This window comes from Pseudonocardia asaccharolytica DSM 44247 = NBRC 16224 (genome assembly GCF_000423625.1).
GTDB lineage: Bacteria > Actinomycetota > Actinomycetes > Mycobacteriales > Pseudonocardiaceae > Pseudonocardia > Pseudonocardia asaccharolytica.
This window is the reverse complement of record NZ_AUII01000031.1, coordinates 1-25,437: the sequence shown is the minus strand read 5'-3', so window position 1 is coordinate 25,437 and position 25,437 is coordinate 1. Positions and strand designations below refer to the sequence as shown.

The window sequence follows — 25,437 nt, the reverse complement described above, 5'->3', positions numbered from 1 at the left end:
CGGGCCTTGCTGATCAGGGAATACGGCTACCGTGGCGCCATGTGCGACGCTGCTCCCGGCCCGGCCGATGTCGTTGCGGCGACGCCGCGCCCCGCGCCCGGCCCCGCCGTCGACCCGATCGCGCTCGAGCCGGTCGACGAGGTGATGGTCACGACCCTCGTCGACAACGTCTACGACGCGCTGCTGCCCGGTGACGAGCGCACCCGGCGCGCCGGGTTCGATACCGGCCACGCCGCCGCTCCCCAGTTCGAGGGCGGGAAGACGGCGACCGGGCTCGTCGCCGAGCACGGGTTCGCCGCGCTCGTCAGCGTGCGTCGCGGCGACACCACGACGACGCTGCTGTTCGACACCGGGCTGTCGCCGGACGCGATGATCACGAACGCCGACCGGCTCGGGGTGGATCTGAGCGGGATCCACGGCGTCGTGCTCAGCCACGGGCATTTCGACCACGTCGGTGGCCTCGCCGGGCTGGCCGGTCGTCGCGGCGCCCGGACCCTGCCGATGGTCGTGCACCCGCTGGTCTGGACGCGGCGGCGGCTCGCCGTCCCCGGCCAGGACATGTTCGAGTTGCCGACACTGAGCAAGCGGGCCCTGAACGGTGAGGGGTTCGAGGTCATCGAACGGCGCCATCCCTCGCTGCTGGTCGACGGCTGCGTTCTGATCACCGGCGAGATCGACCGGACCACGGAGTTCGAGCGCGGCATGCCACCCGCACACCAGGCGTGGACCGGATCGGGATGGGAGCATGACCCACTGGTGATCGACGACCAGGCCCTGGTCGTGCACGTCCGCGACCGCGGCCTGCTGGTGCTCACCGGATGCGGCCACGCCGGTGCGGTGAACATCGTCCGGCACGCTCAGCGGCTCACCGGGGTCGGCCGGCTGCTCGCGCTGCTCGGCGGGCTGCATCTGGGCGGACCGGCCTTCGAGCCGGTCATCCCGCCAACCATCGAGGCACTCACGGCCATGGCCCCCGAACTGGTCGTGCCGGGGCACTGCACCGGCTGGCGCGCGCAGCACGCGCTGGCCGCGGCGCTGCCCGAGGCGTGGGTCCAGGGCAGCAGCGGTACCACCTATCGGCTGAGCGCGGCGTAACCTCGCGGCGACGCCGTCGCGGCGGCTGGCATGATCGCGGGGCGCGACGCGGCCGCCGGTGCCGGGCGGCGGCCCCGCGAGATCCGAACGATGACACGGTTGGTGGATGACGGTGGCTGAGAACTCCTCGGACGAGACGTCGGAGCTGGATCCGACGCGTCGCTGGCATATGGCGCAGACCCCGCACGAGGAGGCCCTGACCGCGTTCGAGTTCACGCTGCTGCAGGTCGAGGAGGCCTTCCGGCGCTGGTGTGTCCAGGCGTCCCGGCTCGTGCACGGAACGGATCTCAGCTTCAACGAGATCATCGTGCTGCACGTCATCCGCATGCAGGAACGCCCCAAGGACACCGCGACGATCGCGAAGCTGGTCAACCGCGACGACGTCGCCAACGTCCAGTACAACCTGCGCAAGCTCGCCGGCGCCAGCCTGATCGAGAAGGGCAGGCTCGGGTCGACGACGGTCTTCGAGGTCACCGAGAAGGGCCGTGAGGTGACCGACCGCTACGCCGAGCTACGCCAGAGCCTGCTCATGTCGGCGACTCGCGAGCTGGTCGACATCGACACCAAGCTCGCGATGGGCACCCGTTTCATGAAGATGATGACGGGCATCTATGACGGTGCGGCGCGCGGCACGGCCACGATCAACCCGACGGCATTGTTCGCCGGTGAGGCCGGCCCGCCGGAGCCTGCGGATGGCGTCGCCGCCCCGCGGGCCAAGGCGAGCCGCTCCCGCAAGCGCTGAAACCCGGTCGATCCTACTCGTCGTCGACGTGCGGCGATCTCGACGGATCGGACGCCCAGATCAGGTCCCTGTGGTGCAGGACGAGGATCTTGTCCAGGGCGACCGCGTCCTGGTCACGGATCGCCGCGGCCATGTTGGCGTGGACCTCGAGGTTGTGCCGCATCATCTCCTCGTGCTGGTCCGAGGCGTAGGACGCCCGCACCAGCGTGGCCCCGAGAACGGTGATGATCGACTCGTAGAACCCGATCAGCACCTCGATCCGCGACGCGCGGGCGATCGCCAGGTGGAAGCGCATGGTCGCCTCCAGGAAGCTGCGCGGGTCGCCGGAGACCGCGCGCATCTCCTCGAGCGCCCACTGCATCGCGCGGATGTCCTCCGGGGTCGCCCGGGTGAGGGCGACCGTGGCGAAGAGGTCCTCGAGGTAGACCCGCGCCTCGAACAGGTGCTTCGGGTCGAGCCTCAGCTGCCGGAACCAGAGGTCGAGGTTGCCGAGGCGAACCTGCGCGGCGGGGTTGGCGACGAACACCCCGCCGTGGGCACCGGGTTTGACGGTGACCAGGTCGCGGTCGCGCAGGATCCGCAGCGCCTCGTTCATCACCGACGGGCTGACCTCGAAGCGGCGGATGAGCTCGGTGCGCAGCCCGATGCGGGCGCCGGCGGGAGCGCCGGAGGTCAGCAGCTCGTCCTCGATCTCGTCGGCCACCTGCTGCGCCCGTGAGCTGTTCGCTGCCACCTGTGGGAACCCTTCGTCGACCGGACTGCCGGAGGAGCCCCCACACGGGGCAAGCGGACCTCCGTTCCTAGCACCAAGATATCGCAGTTTGAACATCCAGACCGGCCGATACGACTACACATCACAACATTGACCTTGTATTGTTCATGAATAATCGACTAGTCTCCATCCTGCGGTGGTTCAGGACCGGCGTCGGGCTCGCCGCCGGTGCTTCATCCTCGACGACGGGGAGGTCGAGCGTGCCCTGATCCCCGGCGCGCCTCGTCGTGCCCCGCCCGGCCGCGGCGACTCGCCGTGTCCCGGCCCCGCGCCGCCACGGCGGGCGTCCCGTCGTCGCCGTTCAGTGTTTGCCGAACTCTTCAGTACTTTGCCGGCATACGCATCCGCGTTACAGGACGATGGATTCTCGAGATCGTCGATCTCCTGCCGCCGTCGCCCCTCTGGCCGGGCACGACCCCGGTCCTGCGCCGCCGCTGCGCCCGGTGCGCAGCCGTCGGCCGCGTCCGACCGCGCCCACGCGGTGCTGAGCAGTACATCGATAATTCATCGAATATCGATGGAAATTATATTGACTCTTCAGTGTGAGACGGCGTACCGTCCAGGCATCGGCGGGCAGGAGCTCCAGACCGGCCAGGCGGGTCCTCGCCCGCAGCGCCCGCCGATCGTCCGCGATGCGGTGCACGCAGACCCGAACTGTGCAGATCCCACCTGACGGGGTCATGGATGACCACGCAGAATGCTGTCGGCAACTCGTTCGCGGTTGTCCGGCAGTACGCCCCCTATGTCCAGGCGAACTGGGGCTACGCGAATCACTGGTACCCGGCGTTGTTCTCCGAAGAGCTGGCGGAGGACGGCGTCAAGGGTGTGACCATCGGCGGCCACGACCTCGCGCTGCGCCGGTCGCAGGGAAAGACATATGCGGTTTCCGACCGGTGCGTGCACCGGGGTGTGAAGCTCTCCGGAAAGCCGATGTGCCTGGCCGACGGCACCATCACCTGCTGGTACCACGGTTTCACCTACGACCTGTCGGACGGAAATCTGACGACGATCGTGGGCAACCCCGACGACGCGCTCATCGGGAATGTGCGCATCCGCACCTATCCCGTTCAGGAACGCAACGGGATGATCTACGTCTTCGTCGGGGACGAGGACTTCTCACCGGTGCCGGATCTGTCCACCGACCTGCCGATGAAGGTCACCGACGACGCGAACCCGGTCGCGCACCTGCTGGGTGAGCACACCGTCGTCAAGGGGATCCACCGCAGGCTCGTCGGCAACTGGCGGCTCGCCGCGGAGAACGGCCTCGACCCGGGTCATCTGCTGGTGCACTGGGACAACCAGCTCGTCGTCGCCCTCGACCGGGCGCTGCCGCTCGGGCTGCAGGCGCTCAGCGAGGACGCCACCGAGATGATCGACATCCCGGACGGGCCCAAGGGCGTCATGAACCGCTACGACAAGCCCGAGCTCTACCGTCCGGTGCTGGAGAACCCGAAGGTCAACATGACCGCGCGGGGCACCGTCCCGCACTATTTCCGGGTCTCGCTGTGGGTCCCGGGCGTGCTGATGGTCGAGCACTGGCCGATCTCGAACTTCGTGCAGTACGAGTTCTACGTGCCGATCGACGACCATCACCACGAGTACTGGGAGGTCATCGCCTACCGCGCGGAGACCGAGGAGGAGCGCAAAGAGTTCGAGTTCAAGTTCGACAACTTCCTGCTCCCGCTCGGCCTGTTGGACTTCAACAACCGCGACGTATTCGCCCGGGAGGCCACCGAGGAGCACTACACACGCTTCGACGGCTGGACCAACGAGGTCCTCTGTGATATGGACTTCTCGGTCGTCTCATGGCGTAAGCAGGCCTCCCGCCACCTGCGCGGCTACTTCTCCTCGCCGTACCACGACGAGGACTGACGAGCTCCGGTGACCACAGTGATGCCCGAGCCGTCGTCGCAGACCGTGGCCGCCGAGCCGGCCGCGGTCCGGCGGATCCAGCTCCGGTTCGCCGACGGAGCGACCCGCGAGATCCTCGTTCCCGACGACTCGACGGTCCTGGACGCGGCTCGTGCGGCCGGTGTCGACCTGGTCAGCCAGTGCCAGGTCGGCACCTGCTGTTCGTGCGTGGGACGAGTCGTCTCCGGCGGACTGGAGATGCCCGTCGCCCGCACCTACCCGCTGCGTCGCGAGGAGCTGGCCGAGGGACAACGGCTGCTCTGCCAGTCGTCGGCCACCGCCGACAGCGAGGTCGCGCTCGACTACCCGGTGAGCGTGATCGAGGGGCGGACCCCCGTCCGCACGACGGCCAAGGTGATGGCGGTGCACCGGCTCGGCGCCACCGCCGTCCAGCTCGATCTGCGGCTGCCCAAGGGACAGGATCTCGCTTTCACTCCTGGCCAGTACGCCCGTCTGCGGGTGCCCGGCACCGAGGAATGGCGGTCCTACTCGATGGCCTCGGGCGAACGCTCCCGCCGGAAGCTGTCCTTCCTCGTGCGGCTGCTGCCGGGCGGGGCGATGTCGACCTACCTGACCCGGGCCCGGCCCGGCGACGGGGTGGAGATCGAGGCGCCGTTCGGCGGGTTCGTCCTGCAGCCGCGGAGCGAGCCGCACGTCCTCGTGGCCGGTGGCACCGGGCTGGCCCCGATGCTCTCGATGCTGGAGACGCTGCAGCTGCACCGGCCGGCCCCGCCGATCCTGCTGGTGTTCGGCTGCCGCCGCGGCGAGGACCTGTTCCACCTCGACGAGCTGGCCGCCCGCGCCTCGTTCATGCCCACCCTCACGGTGCGCGTCACCTGCGACGAGGAGTGCGCCGAACCCGGTGTCCTGCACTCCGATCCAGTTGCCGCGCTTCGTCCCGAGGACGTCTCGGCGGCGACCGTCGGCTACCTGTGCGGCCCGCCCGGAATGGTCGACGCGGCCCGCGCCCGGCTCACCGAGCTCGAGGTGCCCGCGGCACGCATCCACTCCGAACAGTTTCTGGCCAGCTGAGCTGGCCCACCCAGTCCCTGGAGTTGACCACAATGGGAATCTCCCGTCTCGGATCCGTCGCGTTCGACTGCGTCGATGTCGCCGCCGTCGCCCACGTCCTCGTCGACCTGTTCGGCCTGGAGCCGTTGCCGCGCAACGATGCCGCCGACCCGCTGTACCTCAGGCTCGACGAGCACCACCACCGCATCGCCCTGCACCCCGCACCCACCGACGGCATCCACGCGATCGCCTGGGAGGTCGACACCCCCGAGGAGCTCGGGCGCCTGCGGGCCCGCCTTCTCGATCGCGGGATCGCCGTCGAGGAGGTTCCGCAACCGGACGCCGAGCAGCGGCACGTCGTCGCGGCGATCCGGTTCCACGACCCCGAAGGGTTCCCGACCGAGATCGTCTACGGCCCCACCATCGACCACCGGCCGGTGCGGCTCACCGGTCCGATCGGCGGCTTCGTCACCGGCGAGCTCGGCCTCGGCCACGTGGTGTACATGTGCAAGGACTATCCGGACGCGGTGGACTTCTACGTCCACACGCTCGGGTTCTCCCTGTCCGACTACATCGTGTGGGCCGGCGCGGACGCCACCTTCCTGCACTGCAATCCGCGCCATCACAGCCTGGCACTGATGAACGAGTGCTTCGACTTCACCGGCGGCGACTTCAACCACCTCATGCTCGAGGTCCGCGACATCGACGACGTGGGACGCGCCTACGAGATCGCCAAGGCCGAGGGGCTGCCGTTCATCATGGATTACGGCCGACACACCAACGACGAGGTGACCAGCTTCTACGTCACGCTGCCCGGTGGTTTCGGCCTGGAGATCGGGGCCGGCGGGCTGCTCGTCGACGAGGAGAAGTGGCAGGTCCGTTCGTACACCTCACCCTCGCGGTGGGGTCACCAGCTGGTCGGATGAGCGGCATGACGGCACCCGGTCCGGCCACCCGCGCCGTCGAGCGCTGCGCCCGGCGCATCGCCGCCCGCGACGACGACGTACGGGCCTGGGCGCATCTCGATCTCGACGGTGCGCGGGCGCAGGCGGCGCGGCTCGACGCGGTCGCCGGCCCCGCGGCACCGCTGCACGGGGTGACGCTCGGGGTGAAGGACATCATCGACACCGCCGGCCTGCCCACCACCTACGGGTCGGCCGCCTTCGCCGACCGCCGGCCCACCGAGGAAGCCCACGTCGTCGCCGCGTTGCGGACGGCGGGCGCGGTGCTGCTCGGCAAGACGGTCACCACCGAGCTGGCGACCTACGAGCCCGGGGTGACGTGCAACCCGCGCAACACCGGGCACACCCCGGGCGGGTCCTCCAGCGGGTCGGCGGCCGCCGTCGCCGACGGGCAGGTCGACCTTGCGCTGGGCACCCAGACCGCGGGCTCGGCGATCCGGCCCGCGTCGTTCTGCGGGGTGTTCGCGCTCAAGCCGACCTACGCCCGCTGGAGCGTGCACGGGGTCCTGCCGGTGGCCCTGACCTTCGACACCGTCGGCGCGCTGAGCCGTGACCCCGCCCTGCTGCGAGTGACCGACGAGGTCCTGGCCGGTCCGGACGAGCCGCAGCGGGGGCTGCCCCCGCTGTCCGCGCTGCGGGTCGGGGTGCTGCGCGGCCCCTGGTGGGAGCGGGCCACGCCGTCGATACGCCAACTCGTCGAGACGGCTGCCGGCGAGCTGGGCGCGCACGTCGCCCGCGTCGTCGACCTGGACGCCCCGTCGTGGCTGGCCGACACCGAGGAGGCGCATCGACTGCTCATGGCCATCGAGGCCGCGACGGCGCTGCGGCCGCACGCCGAACTGGCCGGGGACATGATCAGCGAGCGGCTGCGGACCATGCTCGCCGAGGGCGCGGCGGCGGGCACCGTCCGGACCCAGTGGTGCCGTCGGGTCCTGAGCCGGGCGACCGATCAGGTCCGGCGGTGGTTCGACGAGGTCGATGTGCTGCTGGCACCCGCGGCGCCGGGTGAGGCGCCCGAGGGGCTCGACTCGACCGGCGATCCCGTCTTCACCCGGCTGTTCAGCGCGGCTGGCACGCCCGAGGTGGCGCTGCCGGTCGGGCTGGGCGACCACGGCCTGCCGCTCGGCCTGCAACTGGTCGGACCACCCGACAGCGACCGGGCGCTGGTCGATCACGGCGTCGCGGTGGCCGGCCTGCTCGGCTGTACCGCGACGGTCATCCCGCTGACGAAGGAGGTGAGCTGATGCGCCCCCCGGCAGACCCGACCATCGCGGCGCCGCTGAGCGCCGAGCAGCAGAAGTGGTATGACGCCGCCGCCAGGCTCGACCCCGACCGGATGCGCGAGCTGCTCGTGCGGCTGGTGAACATCCCCAGCCCCACCGGCGGCGAGCGCGCCGCCGCCGAGTTCCTCGCCGACCACCTGTGCGAGCGGGTCGGGCTGGCCGCGGCCTACCAGCCGGTCTCCGGGCTCACCGGCAACGCCCACGGCGTCCACCGCGGCGACGGGGACGGGGCGAACCTGCTGCTGTACGCCCCGCTGGACACCCATATCGAGCCCGACCGGGACCGGCGCTGGGTCGGGCGCGAGCTGCGTCCCGATATGGTCGCCGAGGCTCACATCGACGGCGACCTCGTCATTGGGCTCGGCGCGTCGAACCCGAAGTGCATGATCGCCGGGCTGGTCGAGGTGGCCCACGCGACCGTGGAGGCCGGCGTTCCGCTGCGTGGCGATCTCGCGCTCGGCTTCGCCGGCGGCGGAATGCCGGTGATCACCCCGCACCGCGACCACTACGGCTGCGGGACCGGCGTCCACCACCTGCTGAACCGGGGGCTCTACCCGGACATGGCGGTGATCATGAAGCCGTGGTTCGAGGTGTTCCCGGAGGAGCCGGGAATGGCCTGGTTCACGGTGACGGTGCGCGGCACCTACGGCTATGCCGGCACCCCGGGCTTCCGCTCCTCGATCGTGCCGGCGGCCACCGTCATCCAGGCGATCGAGGCCTGGCTGCCGCGCTACGCCGAGGCCAACACCAGCGGCTGGGTCCGGCCGGACGGCTGGATCTCCGCGGTGCGGGCCGGCGACCCCGGCACCCCCGCCTTCCCCTCCGCCGCCACCGAGATCTACCTGGACTGCCGCATCAACCCGCGCACGACGCCGGGGGAGGTGCGCCACCAGTTCGCCCGGCTGATCGCGGCGATCCGGGCCCGGCACCCCGAGATCGAGCTGGACTGGGAGATGTACGGCTCCATGCCGGGCGGCGCCACCGACCCCCGGCACTGGATCGTCCAGTCCTGCCGGCGCGGCTGGGAGCAGGTCGCGGGCCGTCCCTACGTCCCCGGCCAGCTGCTCGGCGGGCAGACCGACGGAACGGTGCTGCGCCAGGCTCGGCGTCCCGACCGCGCGCATCGGCTACCCGTGGCCGCCCGAGAACGCCCCCGCGGAGCTTCGCGAGGGCCTCGGCGGCATGGGCGTGGCGTCGATCCCCGACGTGATGCTCGCCGTGCGGGCCGTCCTCTACGCCGCCATCGACACCCTCACCCGTCCCCGATCGGAGCTCGGTCTGTGATGCGCATCCTCAACATCGTCCCGGTGCCGATGCCGCCCGCAGCGCTCGCCGCGTTCGAGGCCCAGCTCGACGGCGGCGTGCTGACTCCGGGCGTGCAGACCCGGTTCCTCGCGGCCCGCGCGGGCGCCACCACCATCGACAGCCCGTACGAGCAGACCCTCGCCGACGCATTCGTCCTCGACGCGGGATGCCGCGCCGAGGACGAGGGCTACGACGCCGTCTGCATCAACTCGGTCAGCGACTCCGCGCTCGCCGCGCTGCGCTCGCGGCTGAGCATCCCTGTCGTCGGGGCCGGTCAGGCCGCCATGCTGCTGGCCTGCCAACTGGGCAGCCGATTCTCGGTCGTCACCATGTGGCCGCAGTGGCACGCCCTCTACACCAAGACCGTCACCGAACACGGCCTGGCGCATCGGCTGGCCTCGATCCACGATATCGGGGTCCGCCCCGACACCGCGGAGCTGCTCGCCGGCAAGGAGGAGGTCGTCTTCGCCGCGCTCGAGCGCGCGGCTCGCGCCGCGATCGACGAGGACGGCGCCGACGTGATCGTCCTGGGCTCCACGACGATGCACCAGAGCCACGCCCATCTCGCCGAGCGGCTCGACGTTCCGGTCATCAACCCGGGGGTTGTCGCCAACACGCTGTGCGAGCTGCTGGTGCGGACCGGGCTCAGCCACAGCAAACGCGCCTACCCCGCACCCGAACGCCCGCAGGACGACCTGCTCTCCGCCGTCCCCACCGTTTTCGACCCGATCGAGGAAATCGCGACCCGATGACCGATACGACCGTGACCAGCCCGTCCACCGCCGGCAACGCCGAGATCGGGCAGTTCGTCCAGACCGGTGGCTACCGCACCAACGTCCACGATGTCGGTTCCGGTGCGCCGGTACTGCTCCTCCACGGCTCCGGGGCGGGGGTGTCGGGCTGGGCCAACTGGCGCGGCCTGCTGCCGGTGCTCGCCGAGCGGTTCCGCGTCCTGGTCCCCGACCTGGTCGGCTTCGGCTATACCGAGGTGCCCGACGGGCTGGAGTTCCGCATCTTCGACACCTGGATCGACCAGGTGCTGGCGCTGCTCGACGCCGTGGGCCTGGAGCGGGTGAACCTGGTGGGCAACTCGTTCGGTGGCGGCCTCTCGCTGCATCTGGCCACCAGGCATCCCGACCGGGTCGGCCGGATCGTGCTGATGGGCGCGGGTGGCGTGCAGATGCCCGTCTCGCCGGAGCTGGAGGAGCTGTGGGGTTACACCCCGTCGGTGGCGAACATGAAGCGGGTCATGGACATCATGGCCTACGACCGGTCGCTGGTGACCGACGAACTGGCCGCGCTGCGCTACCAGGCGACGATCCGCCCCGGCGCTCAGGAGGTCTTCGAGAAGATCTTCCCGCCGCCGCGGCAGCGCTGGCTGGATGCCCAGGTGGTGCCCGACGACGTGCTGGCCCGGATGCCGCACCACACGCTGATCCTGCACGGCCGGGAGGATCGCGTCGTCCCGATGGACGCCTCGCTGCACATGTTCCGCACGATCCCCGACGCGCAACTGCACGTCTTCGGCAAATGCGGGCACTGGACGCAGATCGAGCACGCCGCGCGCTTCCACCGCCTCGTCGAGGACTTCTTCCTCGAGGACGTCCTCGATGACCTGCGGAACCCGGCATGACCGGGGAGCGCAACGGCCATTCCGCCACCGTGGCGGGGCCGCTGGCCGGCTACCTCGTCGTCGACCTATCCCGCGCGCTGGCGGGCCCGCACGCGGCGATGATGCTCGGCGACCTCGGCGCCCGGGTGGTGAAGCTGGAGCAGCCCGGCACCGGCGACGAGTCCCGCACCTGGGGTCCGCCGTTCGTCGGGGAGCGGGACTCGACGTACTTCCTCGCCTGCAACCGCAACAAGGAATCGGTCGTCCTGGATCTGAAGTCCGCGCAGGACCGTGACACCCTCGACGCCCTCGTCGCCCGCGCCGATGTGCTCATCGAGAACTTCCGCCCCGGGGTGCTCGACCGCCTCGGCTTCGGGACCGAGGAGCTGCGCGTGCTCAACCCCGGCCTCGTCGTGCTGTCCATCAGCGGGTTCGGGCACGACGGCCCGGAGCGCGCCAGGCCCGGCTACGACCAGATCGCCCAGGGCGAGGCGGGGCTGATGAGCCTCACCGGCCCGCCCGACCGGCCGATGCGGGTCGGGGTGCCGATCGGTGACCTGCTCGCCGGCATCTACGGGGCCTTCGGCGTCGTCGCCGCCCTCGCCGAGCGGGAACGCACCGGCGAGGGCCGGATGGTGCGGACGTCGCTGCTGTCGGGGATCGTCGGGGCCCACGCTTTCCAGGGCACCCGCGCCACGGTGGCGGGCGAGGTGCCGTCCGGCAGCGGCAACCACCATCCGACGATCGCGCCCTACGGGGCCTTCCAGTGCGCCGACGGCTACGTCCAGGTCGCCGTCGGCAACGAGGGGCAGTGGCGGGTGTTCGCCTCGGCTGTCGGGCTCGACCCCGACGACGAGCGATTCGCCGGCAACGCCGACCGGCTCGCCAACCACGACCTGCTCGTCGACGCGGTGGAGCGGGCCTGGTCGGACCTGACCCGCGACGCCTGTCTGGAGCGGCTCACCGAGCTGGGCGTTCCCAGCGGCCGGGTCCGCACCCTCGACGAGGTGTACGCGTGGGCGCAGACCCGCAGCCAGGGGCTGCTGCTGGAGCTCACCCACCGCACGGCGGGGCCGATCACCCTGCCCGGGCCCGCCGTGCGCATGGAGGACCTGCACGAACGCAACGTCCTGCGCCGCGAGCACCTGCCGCCGCCCACACTGGGCGAGCACACCGGGCGGGTGCTGGAATGGCTCAGCGATCCGACCGCGGATCGCCGGTGTGCGGTTCCCGCTGACTTTACCTCAACGTAAGAGTTTGGCCGACCGGTCACCGCATTCGGAGGCCTTGATCGCAGCCGCGTCCGGCCGGTCGACTACACCGGGCCCGACACTGTCGCGGAGGCATCGCGAAGTTGTGCGCGCAGCGCGGACCAGCTTGCCGCCCGGCGGTCCTTGTCGCTGACGAGGGTCACCTCCAGCGGCCACCGGATGCCGAGCTCGGGGTCGTCGAAGCGCACCGCGACGTCCTGGGTCGGGTCGTGGTGCGCGTCGATGCGATAGCAGGTGTCGGCGATGCTGGTCAGCGCCTGGAAGCCGTGGAGGCAGCCGCGTGGGATGTAGAGCGAAGCCAGGTTCGTGTCGTCGAGTGTGAAGGCCTCCCAACGCCCGAAGGTCGGTGAGTCCGGGCGGGCGTCGACCACCACGTCGTGGATGGCGCCGTGCGCGCACCGGACGAGCTTGGCCTCGCCGGTGCCGCGGCGTCCGTGGAGGCCACGGATCACGCCGAGCAGGCTGCGCGACTGCGAATCCTGCACGAAGCCGGTGGGGTCGATCCCGGCGTCGGCGACCGACGCCGCGTCGAACGTGCGGCTGAACCAGCCACGCTCGTCGGTGTGGGGTGTGGGTTCGAAGAGCAGGACTCCGGAAAGCCGGGTCTGGCGAACATGCATGCTGGTCCTCCCAGCGCGTCGTGCGAGGCGATATCTTACCGAGAGAACTCTACATTGACGATAGAGTAGAGTTGCCGGCGATAGGACGGACCGCGAAACGGCGGGGGTGTCAGGACGAGGCTTCCGTGAAGGACGCACCGAATAGACTCCGGTGATCGAGACGCGATCCACGGCGGCGATCGTCGACAGGGCGTGGGGATGGTTGTTGACGTTGATGCAGATCGGTGAGGTCGCCAACCGGGTCGGGTTGTCGCTGCGGACGATCCGGCACTACCACGAGGTCGGATTGGTCGTGCCCTCGGAGCGCTCGGCAGGCGGGTTTCGCCTGTACACCGAGGCCGATGTGGAGCGGCTGGCCCTGATCAAGACGCTCAAGCCCCTCGACTTCACGCTCGAGCAGATGCGTGAACTGCTGGCCACCGTGGACGCGGTGCGCGGCGACCCGGGCGATGACGAGGAGCGGACCGCGGCGCTGCTGGGCCGGTTGGCGATGTTCCGGGCCGCGGCCGACGGCCGCATCGACGCGCTGCGCGCCCAGGTTCACGGATTGGAGACCCTGTCCCGGGAACTCAAGTCACTCGCGGCGAACAGCAGACGGCGCACGTCCGGGCAGAACAGGTGAGCGGGCCACTGGACGCCCACCGCTGCGGTGGATGCCGAGGATTGTTGCATTGGATTTCGTGACAGTGCATAATCATTCACGTGTTGACGGCAGCGGTGGCAGGAGCGAGCGGGTACGCCGGTGGAGAGCTGCTACGGCTGCTCCTGGCGCACCCCGACGTCGAGATCGGTGCGGTGACCGCCGGGGGGAACGCGGGGACGAGGCTGGGTGAACACCAGCCCCATCTGCTCCCGTTGGCCGACCGGGTGCTGCAGAACACCACCCCGGAGGTGCTCGCCGGGCACGACGTGGTCTTCCTGGCGCTGCCGCACGGCAAGTCCGCGGAGCTCGCCGCCGGGCTCGGCGAGCAGACCCTCGTCATCGACTGCGGCGCCGACCACCGGCTGTCCGACGCGGCGGCGTGGGAGCGCTGGTACGGCGGCGGGCACGCGGGCCACTGGCCCTACGGGCTGCCCGAGCTGCCCGGCGCCCGCGACGCGCTACGCGGAGCCAAGCGGGTCGCCGTCCCCGGCTGCTATCCGACGGCGGCGAGCCTGGCGCTGTTCCCGGCGCTGGCCGCGGGCCTGGCCGGCCCGGAGGTGGTGATCACGGCGGTCACCGGAACCTCCGGCGCCGGCAAGTCGCTCAAGCCGCATCTGCTGGGTGCCGAGGTCATGGGATCGCTGTCGGCCTATGGGGTCGGCGGCGTCCACCGGCACACCCCCGAGATCGTGCAGAACCTGTCGAAGGCCTGCGGGACACCGGTGAACGTGAGTTTCACGCCGGTGCTGGCGCCGCTGCCGCGGGGGATCCTCGCCTCCTGCTCGGCGCCGCTGTCCGGTGACGCCGCCGCGCTGCGCGAGGCCTACGCCAAGGCCTACGCCGACGAGCCGTTCGTGCAGCTGCTGCCGGAGGGCAGCTGGCCCACCACCGCGGCTACGCTCGGTTCGAACACCGCGCACCTGCAGGTCACGGTCGATCCGGACGCCCGGCGGCTGATCGCGATCGCCGCGATCGACAATCTCACCAAGGGCACTTCGGGCGGTGCCGTGCAGTGCATGAACCTCGCGCTGGGGCTGCCCGAGACCGCCGGCCTGCCGTTCACCGGGGTGGCGCCGTGACGACCGTCGTGACCCCGAAGGGTTTCCGGGCGGCCGGCCTCGCCGCGGGGATCAAGGCCAACGGCAATCCCGATCTCGCGCTCGTCGTCAACGACGGACCGGAGTACGGCGCGGCCGGGGTGTTCACCCGCAACAAGGTCAAGGCCGCGCCGGTGCTGTGGTCGCAGCAGGTGTTGACCACCGGCCGGTTGCGCGCCGTCGTGCTCAACTCCGGTGGCGCCAACGCCTGTACCGGCCCCGAGGGCTTCCAGACCGCGCACGCCACCGCTGAGAAGGCGGCGCAGCTGCTGGGCTGCGGGGCGATCGAGGTCGCGGTGTGCTCCACCGGACTGATCGGGGCGCAGCTGCCGCGCGAGATCGTCCTGGCCGGGGTGGAGAAGGCCGTCGCGGCGCTGGACGCGAGCCCGCAGGCCGGGCTCGCCGCCGCCACCGCGATCATGACCACCGACACCGTCGCCAAACAGGCCGCGCACACCGATGCGGCGGGCTGGTGCATCGGCGGGCTCACCAAGGGCGCCGGCATGATCGCGCCGTCGATGGCGACGATGCTCGCGGTGCTCACCACCGACGCCGTGCTCGACCCGGTTCTGCTCGAACCCGCCCTGCGGGCGGCTGTGCGGGTCAGCTTCGACCGGCTGGACATCGACGGCTCGATGTCCACCAACGACACCGTGCTGCTGCTGTCCTCCGGCGCGTCGGGCGTGACGCCCCAGCCCGAGGTGTTCACCGCCGCGCTCCGGGAGGTCTGCACCGATCTCGCGGGGCAGATGCAGGCCGACGCCGAGGGCGTCACCAAACGGATCGTCGTGCGGGTCAGCGGCGCGGTGAGCGAGGACGAGGCGGTGACCGTCGCCCGGACCGTCGCCCGCGACAGCCTGGTCAAGACGGCGATCTTCGGCGCCGACGCCAACTGGGGCCGGATCGCGGCCGCCGTCGGCTACTCCGACGCCACCGTCGAGCCCGACCGGCTGGACATCGCGATCAACGGAGTGCCGCTGTGCCGCGGCGGCGTCGCGGCGGGCGGCCGGACCGACGCCGATCTGTCCGGCCCGGACGTCCTGATCGCGATCGGCCTCGGCCTCAGCGACGGGGCCGCGGAGATCCGCACGACCGACCTCTCGCTCGCCTACGTGGAGGAGAACAGTGCCTACCCCTCGTGAGAGCGCCCCCCGGGAGAACGCCGGTCCGGTGCGGCTCAAGCGGGCGAGCGAGAAGGCGGGCGTGCTCGCCGAGGCGCTGCCCTGGCTGCAGCGCTTCCACTCGAAGGTCGTCGTCGTCAAGTACGGCGGCAACGCCATGATCGACGAAGGGCTCAAACAGGCGTTCGCGCAGGACATGGTGTTCCTGCGGCTGGCCGGCATCCACCCCGTCGTGGTGCACGGCGGCGGCCCGCAGATCACCGCGATGCTCGATCGGCTCGGGCTGCCCGGGGAGTTCCGCGGCGGGCTGCGGGTCACCACGCCCGAGACCATCGACGTGATCCGGATGGTGCTGGTCGGGCAGGTCGGCCGCGAGCTGGTCGGGTTGATCAACCAGCACGGGCCGTACGCGGTCGGGCTCTCCGGCGAGGACGCGCACCTGTTCACCGCGGAGAAGCGCACCGCGCTGGTCGGCGGCGAGCAGGTCGACATCGGCCTGGTCGGCGACGTCGTCACCGTCAACCCGGACGCGGTGCTCGACATCGTGCGCGCCGGGCGCATCCCGGTCGTCGCCGGGGTCGCCCCCGACCTCGACGGCACCGTCTACAACATCAACGCCGACAGCGCCGCCGCCGCACTGGCGGGCGCCCTCGACGCCGCGAAGCTCGTGGTGCTCACCGACGTCGAGGGCTTGCACGCGAACTACCCCGACCCCGATTCGGTGATCAGCGAGCTGACCGCCGACCAGCTGGAGCTCATGCTGCCGGAGCTGGAGAGCGGGATGGCACCGAAGATGGAGGCCTGCCTGCGGGCGGTGCGCGCCGGGGTCGGCCAGGCACATGTGATCGACGGGCGGATGCCGCACTCGGTGCTGCTCGAGGTGTTCACGTCCGAGGGAGTCGGAACGATGGTGATCCCGTGACCGTGAGACGTAGCGCGCAGGCTCCGGCCTTCGGGCCGGTGAGAGCGCATCAACACCTGCGGAACAGGATCACCTGCTACCATGTCGAACATAGGTTCGAAGATGGTGTGGCGGGCGTACCGCTACCGCTTCTACCCCACCGACGAGCAGGCACAGCAGCTCGCCCGCACCTTCGGCTGCGTCCGCTACGTCGACAACCGCGCCCTGGCCGAACGGTCCCGGGCCCGGATCCAGGAACACCGGCGGGTCACCCACGCCGAGACCGACAGGTGGCTCACCGGCTGGAAGCGCGACCCGGCCACGGTATGGCTGGCCGAGCCGTCCAAGGGGCCCTTGCAGGCTGCGCTGCGGCACCTGCAGGCCGCCTACGTCAGCTTCTGGGCCAAACGGGCCAAGTACCCGACGTTCAAGAAGAAGGGCAGGACGACCGAGTCGGCCACCTACTTCCGCAACTGCTTCTCCTATCGGGACGGCCGGCTCACCCTGGCCAAGCAGGACGCCCCGCTGCGGATCGTGTGGTCTCGTCCGCTGCCCGAGGGTGCGGTGCCCTCGCAGGTCACCGTCTCACGGAACGCCCGCGGGCAGTTCCATGTGTCGATCCTGGTCGAGGAGATCGTGTCAGATGGTCCGCCGAGCGACGCGATCGTGGGGGTCGATGCCGGGATCACCAGCCTGGTCACCCTGTCCACCGGGGAGAAGGTCCTCAACCCGCTGCACGAGCGCCGGGACCGGGCGAAGCTGGCCCGCGCGCAACGCAGGCTGTCCCGGAAGGCGAGGGGCTCGGCGAACCGGGCCAAGGCCCGCGCCCGGGTGGCAAAGATCCACGGTCGTATCCGCGACCGCAGGCGGGACCATCTGCACAAGCTGTCCACGAGGATCCTCCGCGAGAACCAAACGGTGGTCCTCGAGGACCTGGCCGTCCGCAACCTGGTGCGCAACCACTCTCTCGCGCGTGCGATCTCCGACGCGGCCTGGGCGGAACTGCGCCGGATGCTGGAGTACAAGGCGGCCTGGTACGGCCGCACCGTGATCGCGATCGACCGCCGGTACCCGAGCAGCAAGACCTGCTCGGGGTGCGGCCGGATCGCCGACGCGCTGCCGCTTGCTGTCCGGTCGTGGTCCTGCTCCGGGTGCGGGGTGGTGCACGACCGGGACGTGAACGCGGCGAAGGTCATTCTGGCGGCCGGGCTGGCCGTGTCTGCCTGTGGAGACGGAGTGAGACCGCCTCGCTCCTGAAGCGAGGAGGCATCCGTTGGTGAAGCAGGAATCTCCCGCCGTCAGGCGGGAGAGCGTCAAATACCCGACGCGGTGGCAGGCCGCGATGATGAACAACTACGGCACCCCGCCGCTCACGCTGGTGCGCGGCCGCGGGGCCGAGGTCTGGGACGCCGACGGCCGCCGCTACCTCGACCTGCTCGGCGGGATCGCGGTCAACGCGCTCGGCCACGCGCACCCGGCGGTCGTCGAGGCCGTCACCGGCCAGATCTCCACGCTGGGCCACACCTCGAACCTCTACATCACCGAGCCGCCGCTGGCACTGGCCGAGAAGCTGCTCGAACTGCTGGCGGCCCCGGACGCGCGGGTGCTGTTCTGCAACTCCGGCGCCGAGGCCAACGAGGCTGCGTTCAAGATCGCCCGCCGGACGGGACGGCCGCACGTGGTCGCGTGCGAGAACGCCTTCCACGGCCGCACGATGGGCGCGCTGGCGCTCACCGGCCAGCCGGGCAAGCGGACCCCGTTCGAACCGCTCGTCCCGGGCGTGACACACGTGCCGTTCGGCGACGTCGACGCGCTCGACGCGGCGGTCACCGAGCAGACCGCGGCGGTGTTCCTCGAGCCGATCCTCGGCGAGGCCGGCGTGATCGTGCCGCCGGAGGGCTACCTGCGGGCGGCCAGACAGATCACGGCGGCGCGCGGCGCGCTGCTGGTCCTCGACGAGATCCAGACCGGCATCGGGCGGACCGGCGCATGGTTCGCCCACCAGGCGTCCGGGATCGTCCCGGACGTCGTGACGCTGGCCAAGGGACTGGGCGGCGGGCTGCCCATCGGCGCCTGCATCGGGATCGGCGCGGCGGCCTCGCTGCTCGAACCGGGCCAGCACGGCACGACGTTCGGCGGCAATCCGGTGGCCTGCGCGGCCGCGCTCGCGGTGCTGCGCACGATCGCCGACGACGGGCTGCTGGCCCACGTCACACAGGTCGGCAAGGAGATCGTCACCGCGGTCGAGGCGCTGGGCCACCCGCTCATCTCGGGGATCAGCGGGATCGGGCTGCACATCGGGGTCGGGCTGACCAAGCCGGTGTCGGCCGCGGTCGCCGCCGTCGCCCGCGACCGAGGGTTCCTGGTCAACAACGCCGTCCCGGACCGGGTGCGGCTCGCGCCCCCGTTGGTGCTCACCTCCGCGCAGGCCGAGGAGTTCGCGACCGGGCTTCCGGGCATCCTCGACGAGGTGTCCGTCGATGGTTAGGCACCTGCTCCGCGACGACGACCTCACCCCCGACGAGCAGCGCGAGGTCCTCGATCTCGCCGACGCGATGAAGGCCGACCGGTTCGCCCACCGCCCGCTGGCCGGCCCGAAGTCCGTCGCGGTGATCTTCGACAAGGCCTCGACGAGGACCCGGGTCTCGTTCGAGGTCGGCATCACCGAGCTCGGCGGCAACCCGTTGATCATCGACGGGTCGGCGAGCCAGCTCGGGCGCGGCGAGACGATCGGCGACACCGCGCGCGTGCTGTCCCGGTTCGTCGACGCCGTGGTGTGGCGGACCGGCGCGCAGGACCGGATCGCAGAGATGGCCGCGGCGGCCTCCGTTCCGGTGATCAACGCGCTCACCGACGAGTTCCATCCCTGTCAGGTGCTCGCCGATCTGCAGACCATCCGGGAGCGGTTCGGGCGGCTGGCCGGGCTCACCCTGACCTACCTCGGCGACGGCGCGAACAACATGGCGCATTCGCTGCTGCTCGGCGGTGCGACGGCCGGGCTGCAGGTGCGGGTGGCCGCGCCGGAGGGCTTCACCCCAGACCCTGACGTGCTCGCCACCGCCACCAAGCGCGCCGCGGACACCGGTGGCGGCGTCGAACTGATCGCCGACCCGCACGCCGCCGTCGACGGCGCCGACGTGCTGGTCACCGACACCTGGATCTCGATGGGGCAGGAGAGTGACGGTCTCGACCGGGTGGCGCCGTTCCGGCCGCTCCAGCTCAACGCCGAGCTGCTGGCCATGGCAGGCAGCGACGCGATCGTGCTGCACTGCCTTCCCGCGCACCGGGGCGACGAGATCACCGACGAGGTGATCGACGGGCCGGCCAGCGCGGTATGGGACGAGGCGGAGAACCGGCTGCACGCCCAGAAGGCGCTGCTGGCCTGGCTCCTGGACCGATGACGGGCTCCCGATCCGACGGTACGGCCCGCAACGGGGCGGCGAGCCGGGTGGCTCGGCAGGCCCGGATCGTCGAGATCATCACCCGCCGGGCGGTGCGCAGCCAGGGCGAGCTGCTGGCCCTGCTCGAGGCCGAAGGGATCGAGACCACCCAGGCCACGCTCTCGCGCGACCTCGACGAGCTGGGGGCGGTCAAGCTGCGCGGAGCCGACGGCGGCGCCCCGGTCTATGTCATCCCGGAGGACGGCAGCCCGGTCCGCGGCATGGAGGGCGGCACGGCCCGGCTGTCGCGGTTGCTGGGGGAGCTGCTCGTGTCCGCGGACGCGAGTGGGAACCTTGCCGTGCTCCGAACCCCGCCCGGTGCGGCGCACTATCTGGCCAGTGCGCTGGACCGGGCCGCGCTGCACGACGTCGTCGGCACCATCGCCGGCGACGACACGATCTTCGTGGTCGCCCGCGAGCCGCTCGACGGGGCGGCGCTCGCGGAGCGGCTGCGCCGCCTGTGAGCGCCGAGTAACGCCGGAGCGGTACTCGCCACTCACGGGTCCGACGAAGGAGGACACATGACGGACCGGGTCGTACTGGCCTACTCGGGTGGGTTGGACACCTCGGTGGGCATCGGATGGATCGCCGAGGAGACCGGCGTCGAGGTGGTGGCCGTGGCCGTGGACGTCGGCCAGGGCGGCGAGGACCTCGAGGAGATCCGCAAGCGCGCGCTGGCGTGCGGGGCGGTCGAGGCGGTCGTCGCCGACGCCCGCGACGAGTACGCCGAGCAGTACTGCCTCCCGGCGCTGCAGGCCAACGCGCTCTACATGGACCGCTACCCGCTGGTGTCCGCCCTGTCCCGGCCGCTGATCGTCAAGCACCTGGTCGAGGCGGCGAAGTACCACGGCGCCTCGACGGTCGCGCACGGCTGCACCGGGAAGGGCAACGACCAGGTGCGGTTCGAGGTCGGGATCGGCGCCCTCGCCCCCGACCTGAAGGTCATCGCCCCGGTGCGTGACTTCGCCTGGACCCGGGAGAAGGCCATCGCCTGGGCCGAGGACCGCCACCTCCCGATCGACGTCACCAAGAAGTCTCCGTACTCGATCGACCAGAACGTCTGGGGCCGCGCCGTGGAGACCGGCTTCCTCGAGGACATCTGGAACGGGCCGATCGAGGACGTCTACGCCTACACCGCCGACCCGGCGCAGCCGCGTGCGGCCGACGAGGTGATCATCACCTTCGAGAAGGGTGTCCCGGTCGCCATCGACGGCCGGCCGGTCAGCGTCCTGCAGGCGGTCGAGGAGCTCAACCGCAGGGCGGGCGCACAGGGTGTCGGGCGGCTGGACATGGTCGAGGACCGGCTCGTCGGCATCAAGAGCCGCGAGGTCTACGAGGCGCCCGGCGCCATCGCGCTGATCACCGCGCACCAGGAGCTGGAGAACGTCACCGTCGAACGCGACCTGGCCCGCTTCAAGCGGACCGTCGAGCAGCGCTGGAGCGAGCTCGTTTACGACGGGCTGTGGTTCTCCCCGCTCAAGGACGCCCTCGACGCCTTCGTCGCCAAGACGCAGGAGCATGTCTCCGGTGAGGTCCGGATGACGCTGCACGGCGGCCGCGCGGTGCCGACCGGGCGTCGCTCCGCGGCGTCGCTCTACGACTTCAACCTCGCGACCTACGACGAGGGCGACGCGTTCGACCAGTCGCTGGCCAAGGGCTTCGTGCAGCTCTGGGGCCTGCCGAGCAAGATCGCCGCGCGTCGGGAGCAGCAGCTGCGGAGCGCCGGGCAGTGACCTCGTCCGGGGGGCTGTGGGGTGGCCGGTTCGCCTCGGGGCCGGCCGATGCGCTGGCGGCACTGTCGAAGTCCACGCACTTCGACTGGCGGCTGGCCCCCTACGACATCCGCGGTTCCCGGGCGCACGCCCGGGTGCTGCACCGCGCCGGGCTGCTCACCGACACCGAGCTCACCGGGATGCTCGATGCGCTCGCCGAGCTGGACTCGGACGTCGCCGCCGGCGCGTTCGGCCCCGCGCCGGACGACGAGGACGTCCACACCGCGCTGGAACGCGGCCTGATCGAGCGGGCCGGGGCCGAGCTGGGCGGGAAGCTGCGGGCCGGGCGGTCGCGCAACGACCAGGTGGCCACCCTGTTCCGGATGTGGCTGCGGGACGCGGCCCGGCGGATCGGCGCCGGCGTGCTCGACGTCGCCGACGCCCTGGTCGCGCAGGCCAGCGCGCATCCGGACGCCCCGATGCCGGGACGGACCCACCTGCAGCACGCCCAGCCCGTCCTGCTGGCCCACCACCTGGCGGCGCACGCCCAGGCCCTGCTGCGCGACGTCGACCGGCTGCGGGACTGGGATGTCCGGGCGGCGGTGTCGCCGTACGGGTCGGGCGCGCTCGCCGGGTCGTCGCTGGGACTGGACCCGGAGGCGGTCGCGGACGAGCTGGGCTTCGACGCGTCGGCGGCGAACTCGATCGACGGTACGGCGGCCCGCGATTTCGCCGCCGAGGCCGCGTTCGTGCTGGCCATGGTCGCGGTGGACCTGTCCCGGCTCGCCGAGGAGGTGATCATCTGGGCGACCGCGGAGTTCTCCTACGTCACCCTGGACGACGCCTTCTCCACCGGCAGCTCGATCATGCCGCAGAAGAAGAACCCGGACGTCGCGGAGCTGGCCCGCGGCAAGGCCGGGCGGTTGATCGGCAACCTGACCGGGCTGCTGGCCACGCTCAAGGCGCAGCCGCTGGCCTACAACCGGGACCTGCAGGAGGACAAGGAGCCGCTGTTCGACTCCGCCGAGCAGCTCGAACTGCTGCTGCCCGCGGTGGCCGGCATGGTCGCGACGCTCGTCTTCCACACCGATCGGCTCGCCGAGCTGGCCCCGGCCGGGTTCACTCTGGCGACCGACGTCGCCGAATGGCTTGTCCGCCAGGGCATTCCGTTCCGGGTGGCGCACGAGGCGGCGGGCGGCTGCGTCCGCGCGGCCGAGGCGCGGGGCGTCGGGCTCGCCGAGCTGACCGACGACGAGCTCGCGGCGGTGCATCCCGCGGTGACCCCGGCGGTCCGCGGCGTGCTGAGCGTCGCCGGCTCGATCGCCTCGCGCAACGCGCGCGGCGGGACGGCGGGGGAGCGGGTCGCCGAGCAGCTCGACGGCCTGCGCGCGGCGATCACGGAGGCCCGGTCCTGGCTGAGCTGATCGATCGCGCGGAGCTGTCCGACGACGTCGTGGCGGCCGCGGAACGCCTGCTCGGCTGCACCGTCGAGGGCGATACCCCCGAGGGGCTCGTCGCCGTGCGGCTGGTGGAGGTGGAGGCCTACCGCGGCGCCGACGACCCGGCGTCGCACAGCTTCCGCGGGCGCACCGCCCGCAATGCCGTGATGTTCGGCCCGGCCGGGCACCTCTACGTCTACTTCATCTACGGCATGCACTTCTGCGTCAACGTCTCCTGCCTCGCCGAGGGGGAGGCGGCCGCGGTGCTGCTGCGGGCCGGCGAGGTGGTCTCCGATCGCGCGGTCGCGCGGGCCCGCCGCCCGACCGCGCGCCGCGACGCCGACCTGGCCCGCGGGCCGGCCAGGCTGGCCTCGCTACTGGGGCTGCACCGTGAGCACAACGGCGTCGATGTGACCGATCCGACGTCGCCGGTGCGGGTGCTCGCGGGCCCGCCGGTGGACCCAGGGCTGGTGCGCCGCGGCCCGCGGGTCGGCGTCGCGGCAGCCCACGAGACGCCGTGGCGGTTCTGGCTGGACGGCTCGCCCGCGGTCAGCCCGTACCGTCCGGGCCGCATCCGGAGCGGCTGAGGGCCGCGGCGGACGGCCGTCGCGGTTGGGGGAGGATCGAGGTCGTGAGCACGCACATCCTCGACGAGCTGGAGTGGCGCGGCCTGATCGCGCAGAGCACCGATCTCGACGCGCTGCGCAAGGACCTCTCCGCGGACGAACCGCTGACGCTCTACTGCGGGTTCGACCCGACGGCCCCCAGCCTGCACGCCGGCAATCTCGTGCCGCTGCTCACCCTGCGCCGGTTTCAGCAGGCGGGCGCGCGGCCGATCATGCTGGCGGGCGGCGCCACCGGGATGATCGGTGACCCGCGCGACACCGGCGAGCGGACCCTGCAGACGACCGATGTCGTCGCGGAATGGGCGGGCCGGATCCGCGGCCAGCTGGAGCGGTTCGTCGAGTTCGACGGCTCGTCGACCGGCGCGCTCATCGTCAACAACCTGGACTGGACCGGCGGCCAGACCGTCCTGGAGTTCCTGCGCGAGGTCGGCAAGTATTTCTCGGTCAACGTGATGCTCGCGAGGGACACGGTGAAGCGCCGACTGGCGGCAGACGGGATGTCCTACACGGAGTTCAGTTACCTGCTGTTGCAGTCCCAGGACTACCTGCGGCTGTACCGCGAGCATGGGTGCCGGCTGCAGATCGGCGGCTCCGACCAGTGGGGCAACATCGTCGGCGGGGTGGAGCTCGTCCGCAGGGTGGAGGGGGCGAGCGTGCATGCGCTCACCACGCCGCTGGTCACCGACTCCGAGGGTCGCAAGTTCGGCAAGTCCACCGGCGGCGGCAACATCTGGCTCGATCCGGAGCTGACCTCGCCGTACGCCTGGTTCCAGTACTTCGTCAACGTCACCGACGCCGATGTGGGGCGCTACCTGCGGCTGTTCACCTTTCTGCCGCCCGAGGAGATCGTCGAGCTCGAGAAGGACGTCGCCGACCGGCCGCAGCTGCGCGCCGGGCAGCGACGGCTGGCCGAGGAGCTCACGACCCTGGTGCACGGCGAGCACCAGACCCGGCAGGTGGTCGCGGCAAGCCAGGCCCTGTTCGGCCGCGGCGAACTGGCCGAGCTCGACGCCGCCACGCTCGATGCGGCGATGGCCGAGGTCCCGACGGCCACCGTCCGCATCGGCGAGCGGCCGACGATCGTCGATCTCCTGGTGGAGACCGGTCTTACCGACAGCCGGGGGGCCGCTCGGCGCACGGTGAAGGAGGGCGGTGCCTACGTGAACAACGCGAAGGTGGCCGACGAGGCATGGCTGCCGGGCGAGGCGGACCTGCTGCACGGGCGGTGGCTCGTGGTGCGGCGAGGTAAGCGGAACATGGCCGGCGTTCGGGTCGCGCGGGACTGACACAAGCCCACTGAGCTGTGAGAACACCGGAACCGGCCCCCCGGATTGGCCAGTCTCGCGACGTCTGGTGTATGTTGTTGATGTCGCCACGGCGGGCAGCACGACAGACCGGGACGGATCTCCGGCCCAGAGTCAGCCCAGATGATGGCGATCCCTCCGGTAGGGCTTTCACCCAAGGGTGTAGCCTTGTCGGAAGTGGGCCGAGCGGGGGTTGACTCCGCGCCCCGGACCACGTAACATGATAAAGTTACTCCAGATCCAGTCTGGAGTAGCGTGATACTGCCTCCTGGGTGCCGTGTGGTGGTGGGTGTGCGGGTGTCTTTTGAGAACTCAACAGTGTGTCGAGCTTTGTTTGGTGGATTGGTTTGTTTGTGCCAGTTGGTTTGTGGTGTTGTGCCAGGTTTTTGTTGGAGAGTTTGATCCTGGCTCAGGACGAACGCTGGCGGCGTGCTTAACACATGCAAGTCGGGCGGTAAGGCCTCTTCGGGGGTACACGAGCGGCGAACGGGTGAGTAACACGTGGGTGACCTGCCCTCAGCTTCGGGATAAGCCTGGGAAACCGGGTCTAATACCGGATAGGACCGCCTG

23 protein-coding genes and 1 rRNA gene are annotated in these 25,437 nt (G+C 71.1%); 22 read left to right on the top strand and 2 right to left on the bottom strand.

The window, feature by feature from the left end; genetic code table 11:
* The first annotated feature begins 39 nt into the window (after nucleotides 1-39).
* Both G567_RS0121390 and G567_RS0121385 read left to right on the top strand, forming a co-directional pair.
* Nucleotides 40-1,095: an MBL fold metallo-hydrolase gene (locus G567_RS0121390; RefSeq protein WP_028931581.1), complete on the top strand. Its 1,056-nt coding sequence runs from the start codon at nucleotides 40-42 to the stop codon at nucleotides 1,093-1,095.
* A gap of 106 nt (nucleotides 1,096-1,201) precedes the next feature.
* Nucleotides 1,202-1,837: a winged helix DNA-binding protein gene (locus G567_RS0121385; protein WP_028931580.1), complete on the top strand. Its 636-nt coding sequence runs from the start codon at nucleotides 1,202-1,204 to the stop codon at nucleotides 1,835-1,837.
* Nucleotides 1,838-1,850: 13 nt separating this feature from the next.
* Here G567_RS0121385 and G567_RS0121380 read toward each other — a convergent pair whose 3' ends face one another.
* Nucleotides 1,851-2,570: a FadR/GntR family transcriptional regulator gene (locus tag G567_RS0121380; protein WP_028931579.1), complete on the bottom strand. Its 720-nt coding sequence runs from the start codon at nucleotides 2,568-2,570 to the stop codon at nucleotides 1,851-1,853.
* A 723-nt stretch (nucleotides 2,571-3,293) separates the two neighbouring features.
* Between G567_RS0121380 and G567_RS0121375 the strand changes: the two genes are divergently transcribed.
* From G567_RS0121375 to G567_RS0121340, 7 genes are read left to right on the top strand one after another with little or no spacing between them, the layout of a single operon-like run.
* Complete coding sequence (locus G567_RS0121375; RefSeq protein ID WP_028931578.1) at nucleotides 3,294-4,481, top strand: Rieske 2Fe-2S domain-containing protein; 1,188 nt, start codon at nucleotides 3,294-3,296, stop codon at nucleotides 4,479-4,481.
* A gap of 9 nt (nucleotides 4,482-4,490) precedes the next feature.
* A complete protein-coding gene (locus G567_RS0121370) occupies nucleotides 4,491-5,552 on the top strand; it encodes an FAD-binding oxidoreductase (RefSeq protein WP_211224002.1) in 1,062 nt (353 codons plus the stop codon).
* Between the two features lie 32 nt (nucleotides 5,553-5,584).
* A complete protein-coding gene (locus G567_RS0121365) occupies nucleotides 5,585-6,457 on the top strand; it encodes a VOC family protein (protein ID WP_028931576.1) in 873 nt (290 codons plus the stop codon).
* Nucleotides 6,458-6,462: 5 nt separating this feature from the next.
* Complete coding sequence (locus G567_RS30405) at nucleotides 6,463-7,737, top strand: amidase (RefSeq protein ID WP_051233381.1); 1,275 nt, start codon at nucleotides 6,463-6,465, stop codon at nucleotides 7,735-7,737.
* Nucleotides 7,737-9,833: an aspartate/glutamate racemase family protein gene (locus G567_RS35685; RefSeq protein ID WP_211224001.1), complete on the top strand. Its 2,097-nt coding sequence runs from the start codon at nucleotides 7,737-7,739 to the stop codon at nucleotides 9,831-9,833. Before G567_RS30405 ends, G567_RS35685 begins: the two co-directional genes overlap by 1 nt.
* Nucleotides 9,830-10,714, top strand: a complete 885-nt coding sequence (locus G567_RS0121345) for an alpha/beta fold hydrolase (RefSeq protein ID WP_037057827.1) — start codon at nucleotides 9,830-9,832, stop codon at nucleotides 10,712-10,714. Before G567_RS35685 ends, G567_RS0121345 begins: the two co-directional genes overlap by 4 nt.
* Nucleotides 10,711-11,946, top strand: a complete 1,236-nt coding sequence (locus tag G567_RS0121340) for a CaiB/BaiF CoA transferase family protein (protein WP_037057826.1) — start codon at nucleotides 10,711-10,713, stop codon at nucleotides 11,944-11,946. The genes G567_RS0121345 and G567_RS0121340 overlap by 4 nt, the downstream gene beginning before the upstream one ends.
* A gap of 62 nt (nucleotides 11,947-12,008) precedes the next feature.
* On the opposite strand, the gene rfbC is transcribed toward G567_RS0121340, so the two are convergent.
* Nucleotides 12,009-12,584 (bottom strand): dTDP-4-dehydrorhamnose 3,5-epimerase, encoded by a 576-nt coding sequence (gene rfbC, locus G567_RS30395; RefSeq protein WP_037057825.1) that lies wholly within the window; start codon nucleotides 12,582-12,584, stop codon nucleotides 12,009-12,011.
* A gap of 151 nt (nucleotides 12,585-12,735) precedes the next feature.
* On the opposite strand from rfbC, the gene G567_RS0121330 reads away from it, so the two are divergent.
* From G567_RS0121330 to G567_RS0121270, 13 genes are all read left to right on the top strand, one after another.
* Nucleotides 12,736-13,206 (top strand): MerR family transcriptional regulator, encoded by a 471-nt coding sequence (locus G567_RS0121330; protein ID WP_307724159.1) that lies wholly within the window; start codon nucleotides 12,736-12,738, stop codon nucleotides 13,204-13,206.
* A gap of 80 nt (nucleotides 13,207-13,286) precedes the next feature.
* The gene (argC, locus tag G567_RS0121325; protein ID WP_037057824.1) at nucleotides 13,287-14,306 is read left to right on the top strand and encodes an N-acetyl-gamma-glutamyl-phosphate reductase; all 1,020 of its coding nucleotides are present in this window, start codon (nucleotides 13,287-13,289) and stop codon (nucleotides 14,304-14,306) included.
* The gene (gene argJ, locus G567_RS0121320) at nucleotides 14,303-15,466 is read left to right on the top strand and encodes a bifunctional glutamate N-acetyltransferase/amino-acid acetyltransferase ArgJ (protein ID WP_028931570.1); all 1,164 of its coding nucleotides are present in this window, start codon (nucleotides 14,303-14,305) and stop codon (nucleotides 15,464-15,466) included. Before argC ends, argJ begins: the two co-directional genes overlap by 4 nt.
* 28 nt (nucleotides 15,467-15,494) lie before the next feature.
* Nucleotides 15,495-16,367: an acetylglutamate kinase gene (argB, locus tag G567_RS0121315; protein WP_028931569.1), complete on the top strand. Its 873-nt coding sequence runs from the start codon at nucleotides 15,495-15,497 to the stop codon at nucleotides 16,365-16,367.
* 81 nt (nucleotides 16,368-16,448) lie between these two features.
* Entirely contained in the window at nucleotides 16,449-17,603 is a 1,155-nt protein-coding gene (locus G567_RS0121310; RefSeq protein ID WP_211224000.1) for an RNA-guided endonuclease InsQ/TnpB family protein, read from the top strand.
* 85 nt (nucleotides 17,604-17,688) lie between these two features.
* Nucleotides 17,689-18,834 (top strand): acetylornithine transaminase, encoded by a 1,146-nt coding sequence (locus G567_RS0121305; protein WP_028931567.1) that lies wholly within the window; start codon nucleotides 17,689-17,691, stop codon nucleotides 18,832-18,834.
* Nucleotides 18,827-19,747: an ornithine carbamoyltransferase gene (gene argF / locus G567_RS0121300; protein WP_028931566.1), complete on the top strand. Its 921-nt coding sequence runs from the start codon at nucleotides 18,827-18,829 to the stop codon at nucleotides 19,745-19,747. The genes G567_RS0121305 and argF overlap by 8 nt, the downstream gene beginning before the upstream one ends.
* The gene (locus G567_RS0121295; protein WP_028931565.1) at nucleotides 19,744-20,250 is read left to right on the top strand and encodes an arginine repressor; all 507 of its coding nucleotides are present in this window, start codon (nucleotides 19,744-19,746) and stop codon (nucleotides 20,248-20,250) included. The genes argF and G567_RS0121295 overlap by 4 nt, the downstream gene beginning before the upstream one ends.
* Before the next feature lie 57 nt (nucleotides 20,251-20,307).
* Nucleotides 20,308-21,519 carry an argininosuccinate synthase gene (locus tag G567_RS0121290; protein WP_028931564.1) on the top strand — a complete coding sequence of 404 codons (1,212 nt, stop codon included), beginning with the start codon at nucleotides 20,308-20,310 and terminating at the stop codon, nucleotides 21,517-21,519.
* Complete coding sequence (gene argH / locus G567_RS36355; RefSeq protein WP_028931563.1) at nucleotides 21,516-22,922, top strand: argininosuccinate lyase; 1,407 nt, start codon at nucleotides 21,516-21,518, stop codon at nucleotides 22,920-22,922. Before G567_RS0121290 ends, argH begins: the two co-directional genes overlap by 4 nt.
* Nucleotides 22,922-23,524 (top strand): DNA-3-methyladenine glycosylase, encoded by a 603-nt coding sequence (locus G567_RS0121280; protein ID WP_028931562.1) that lies wholly within the window; start codon nucleotides 22,922-22,924, stop codon nucleotides 23,522-23,524. Before argH ends, G567_RS0121280 begins: the two co-directional genes overlap by 1 nt.
* A 44-nt stretch (nucleotides 23,525-23,568) precedes the next feature.
* Nucleotides 23,569-24,849 (top strand): tyrosine--tRNA ligase, encoded by a 1,281-nt coding sequence (gene tyrS / locus G567_RS0121275; protein WP_028931561.1) that lies wholly within the window; start codon nucleotides 23,569-23,571, stop codon nucleotides 24,847-24,849.
* A gap of 404 nt (nucleotides 24,850-25,253) precedes the next feature.
* Nucleotides 25,254-25,437: ribosomal RNA gene (locus G567_RS0121270) — 16S ribosomal RNA — on the top strand; the annotation flags it as partial.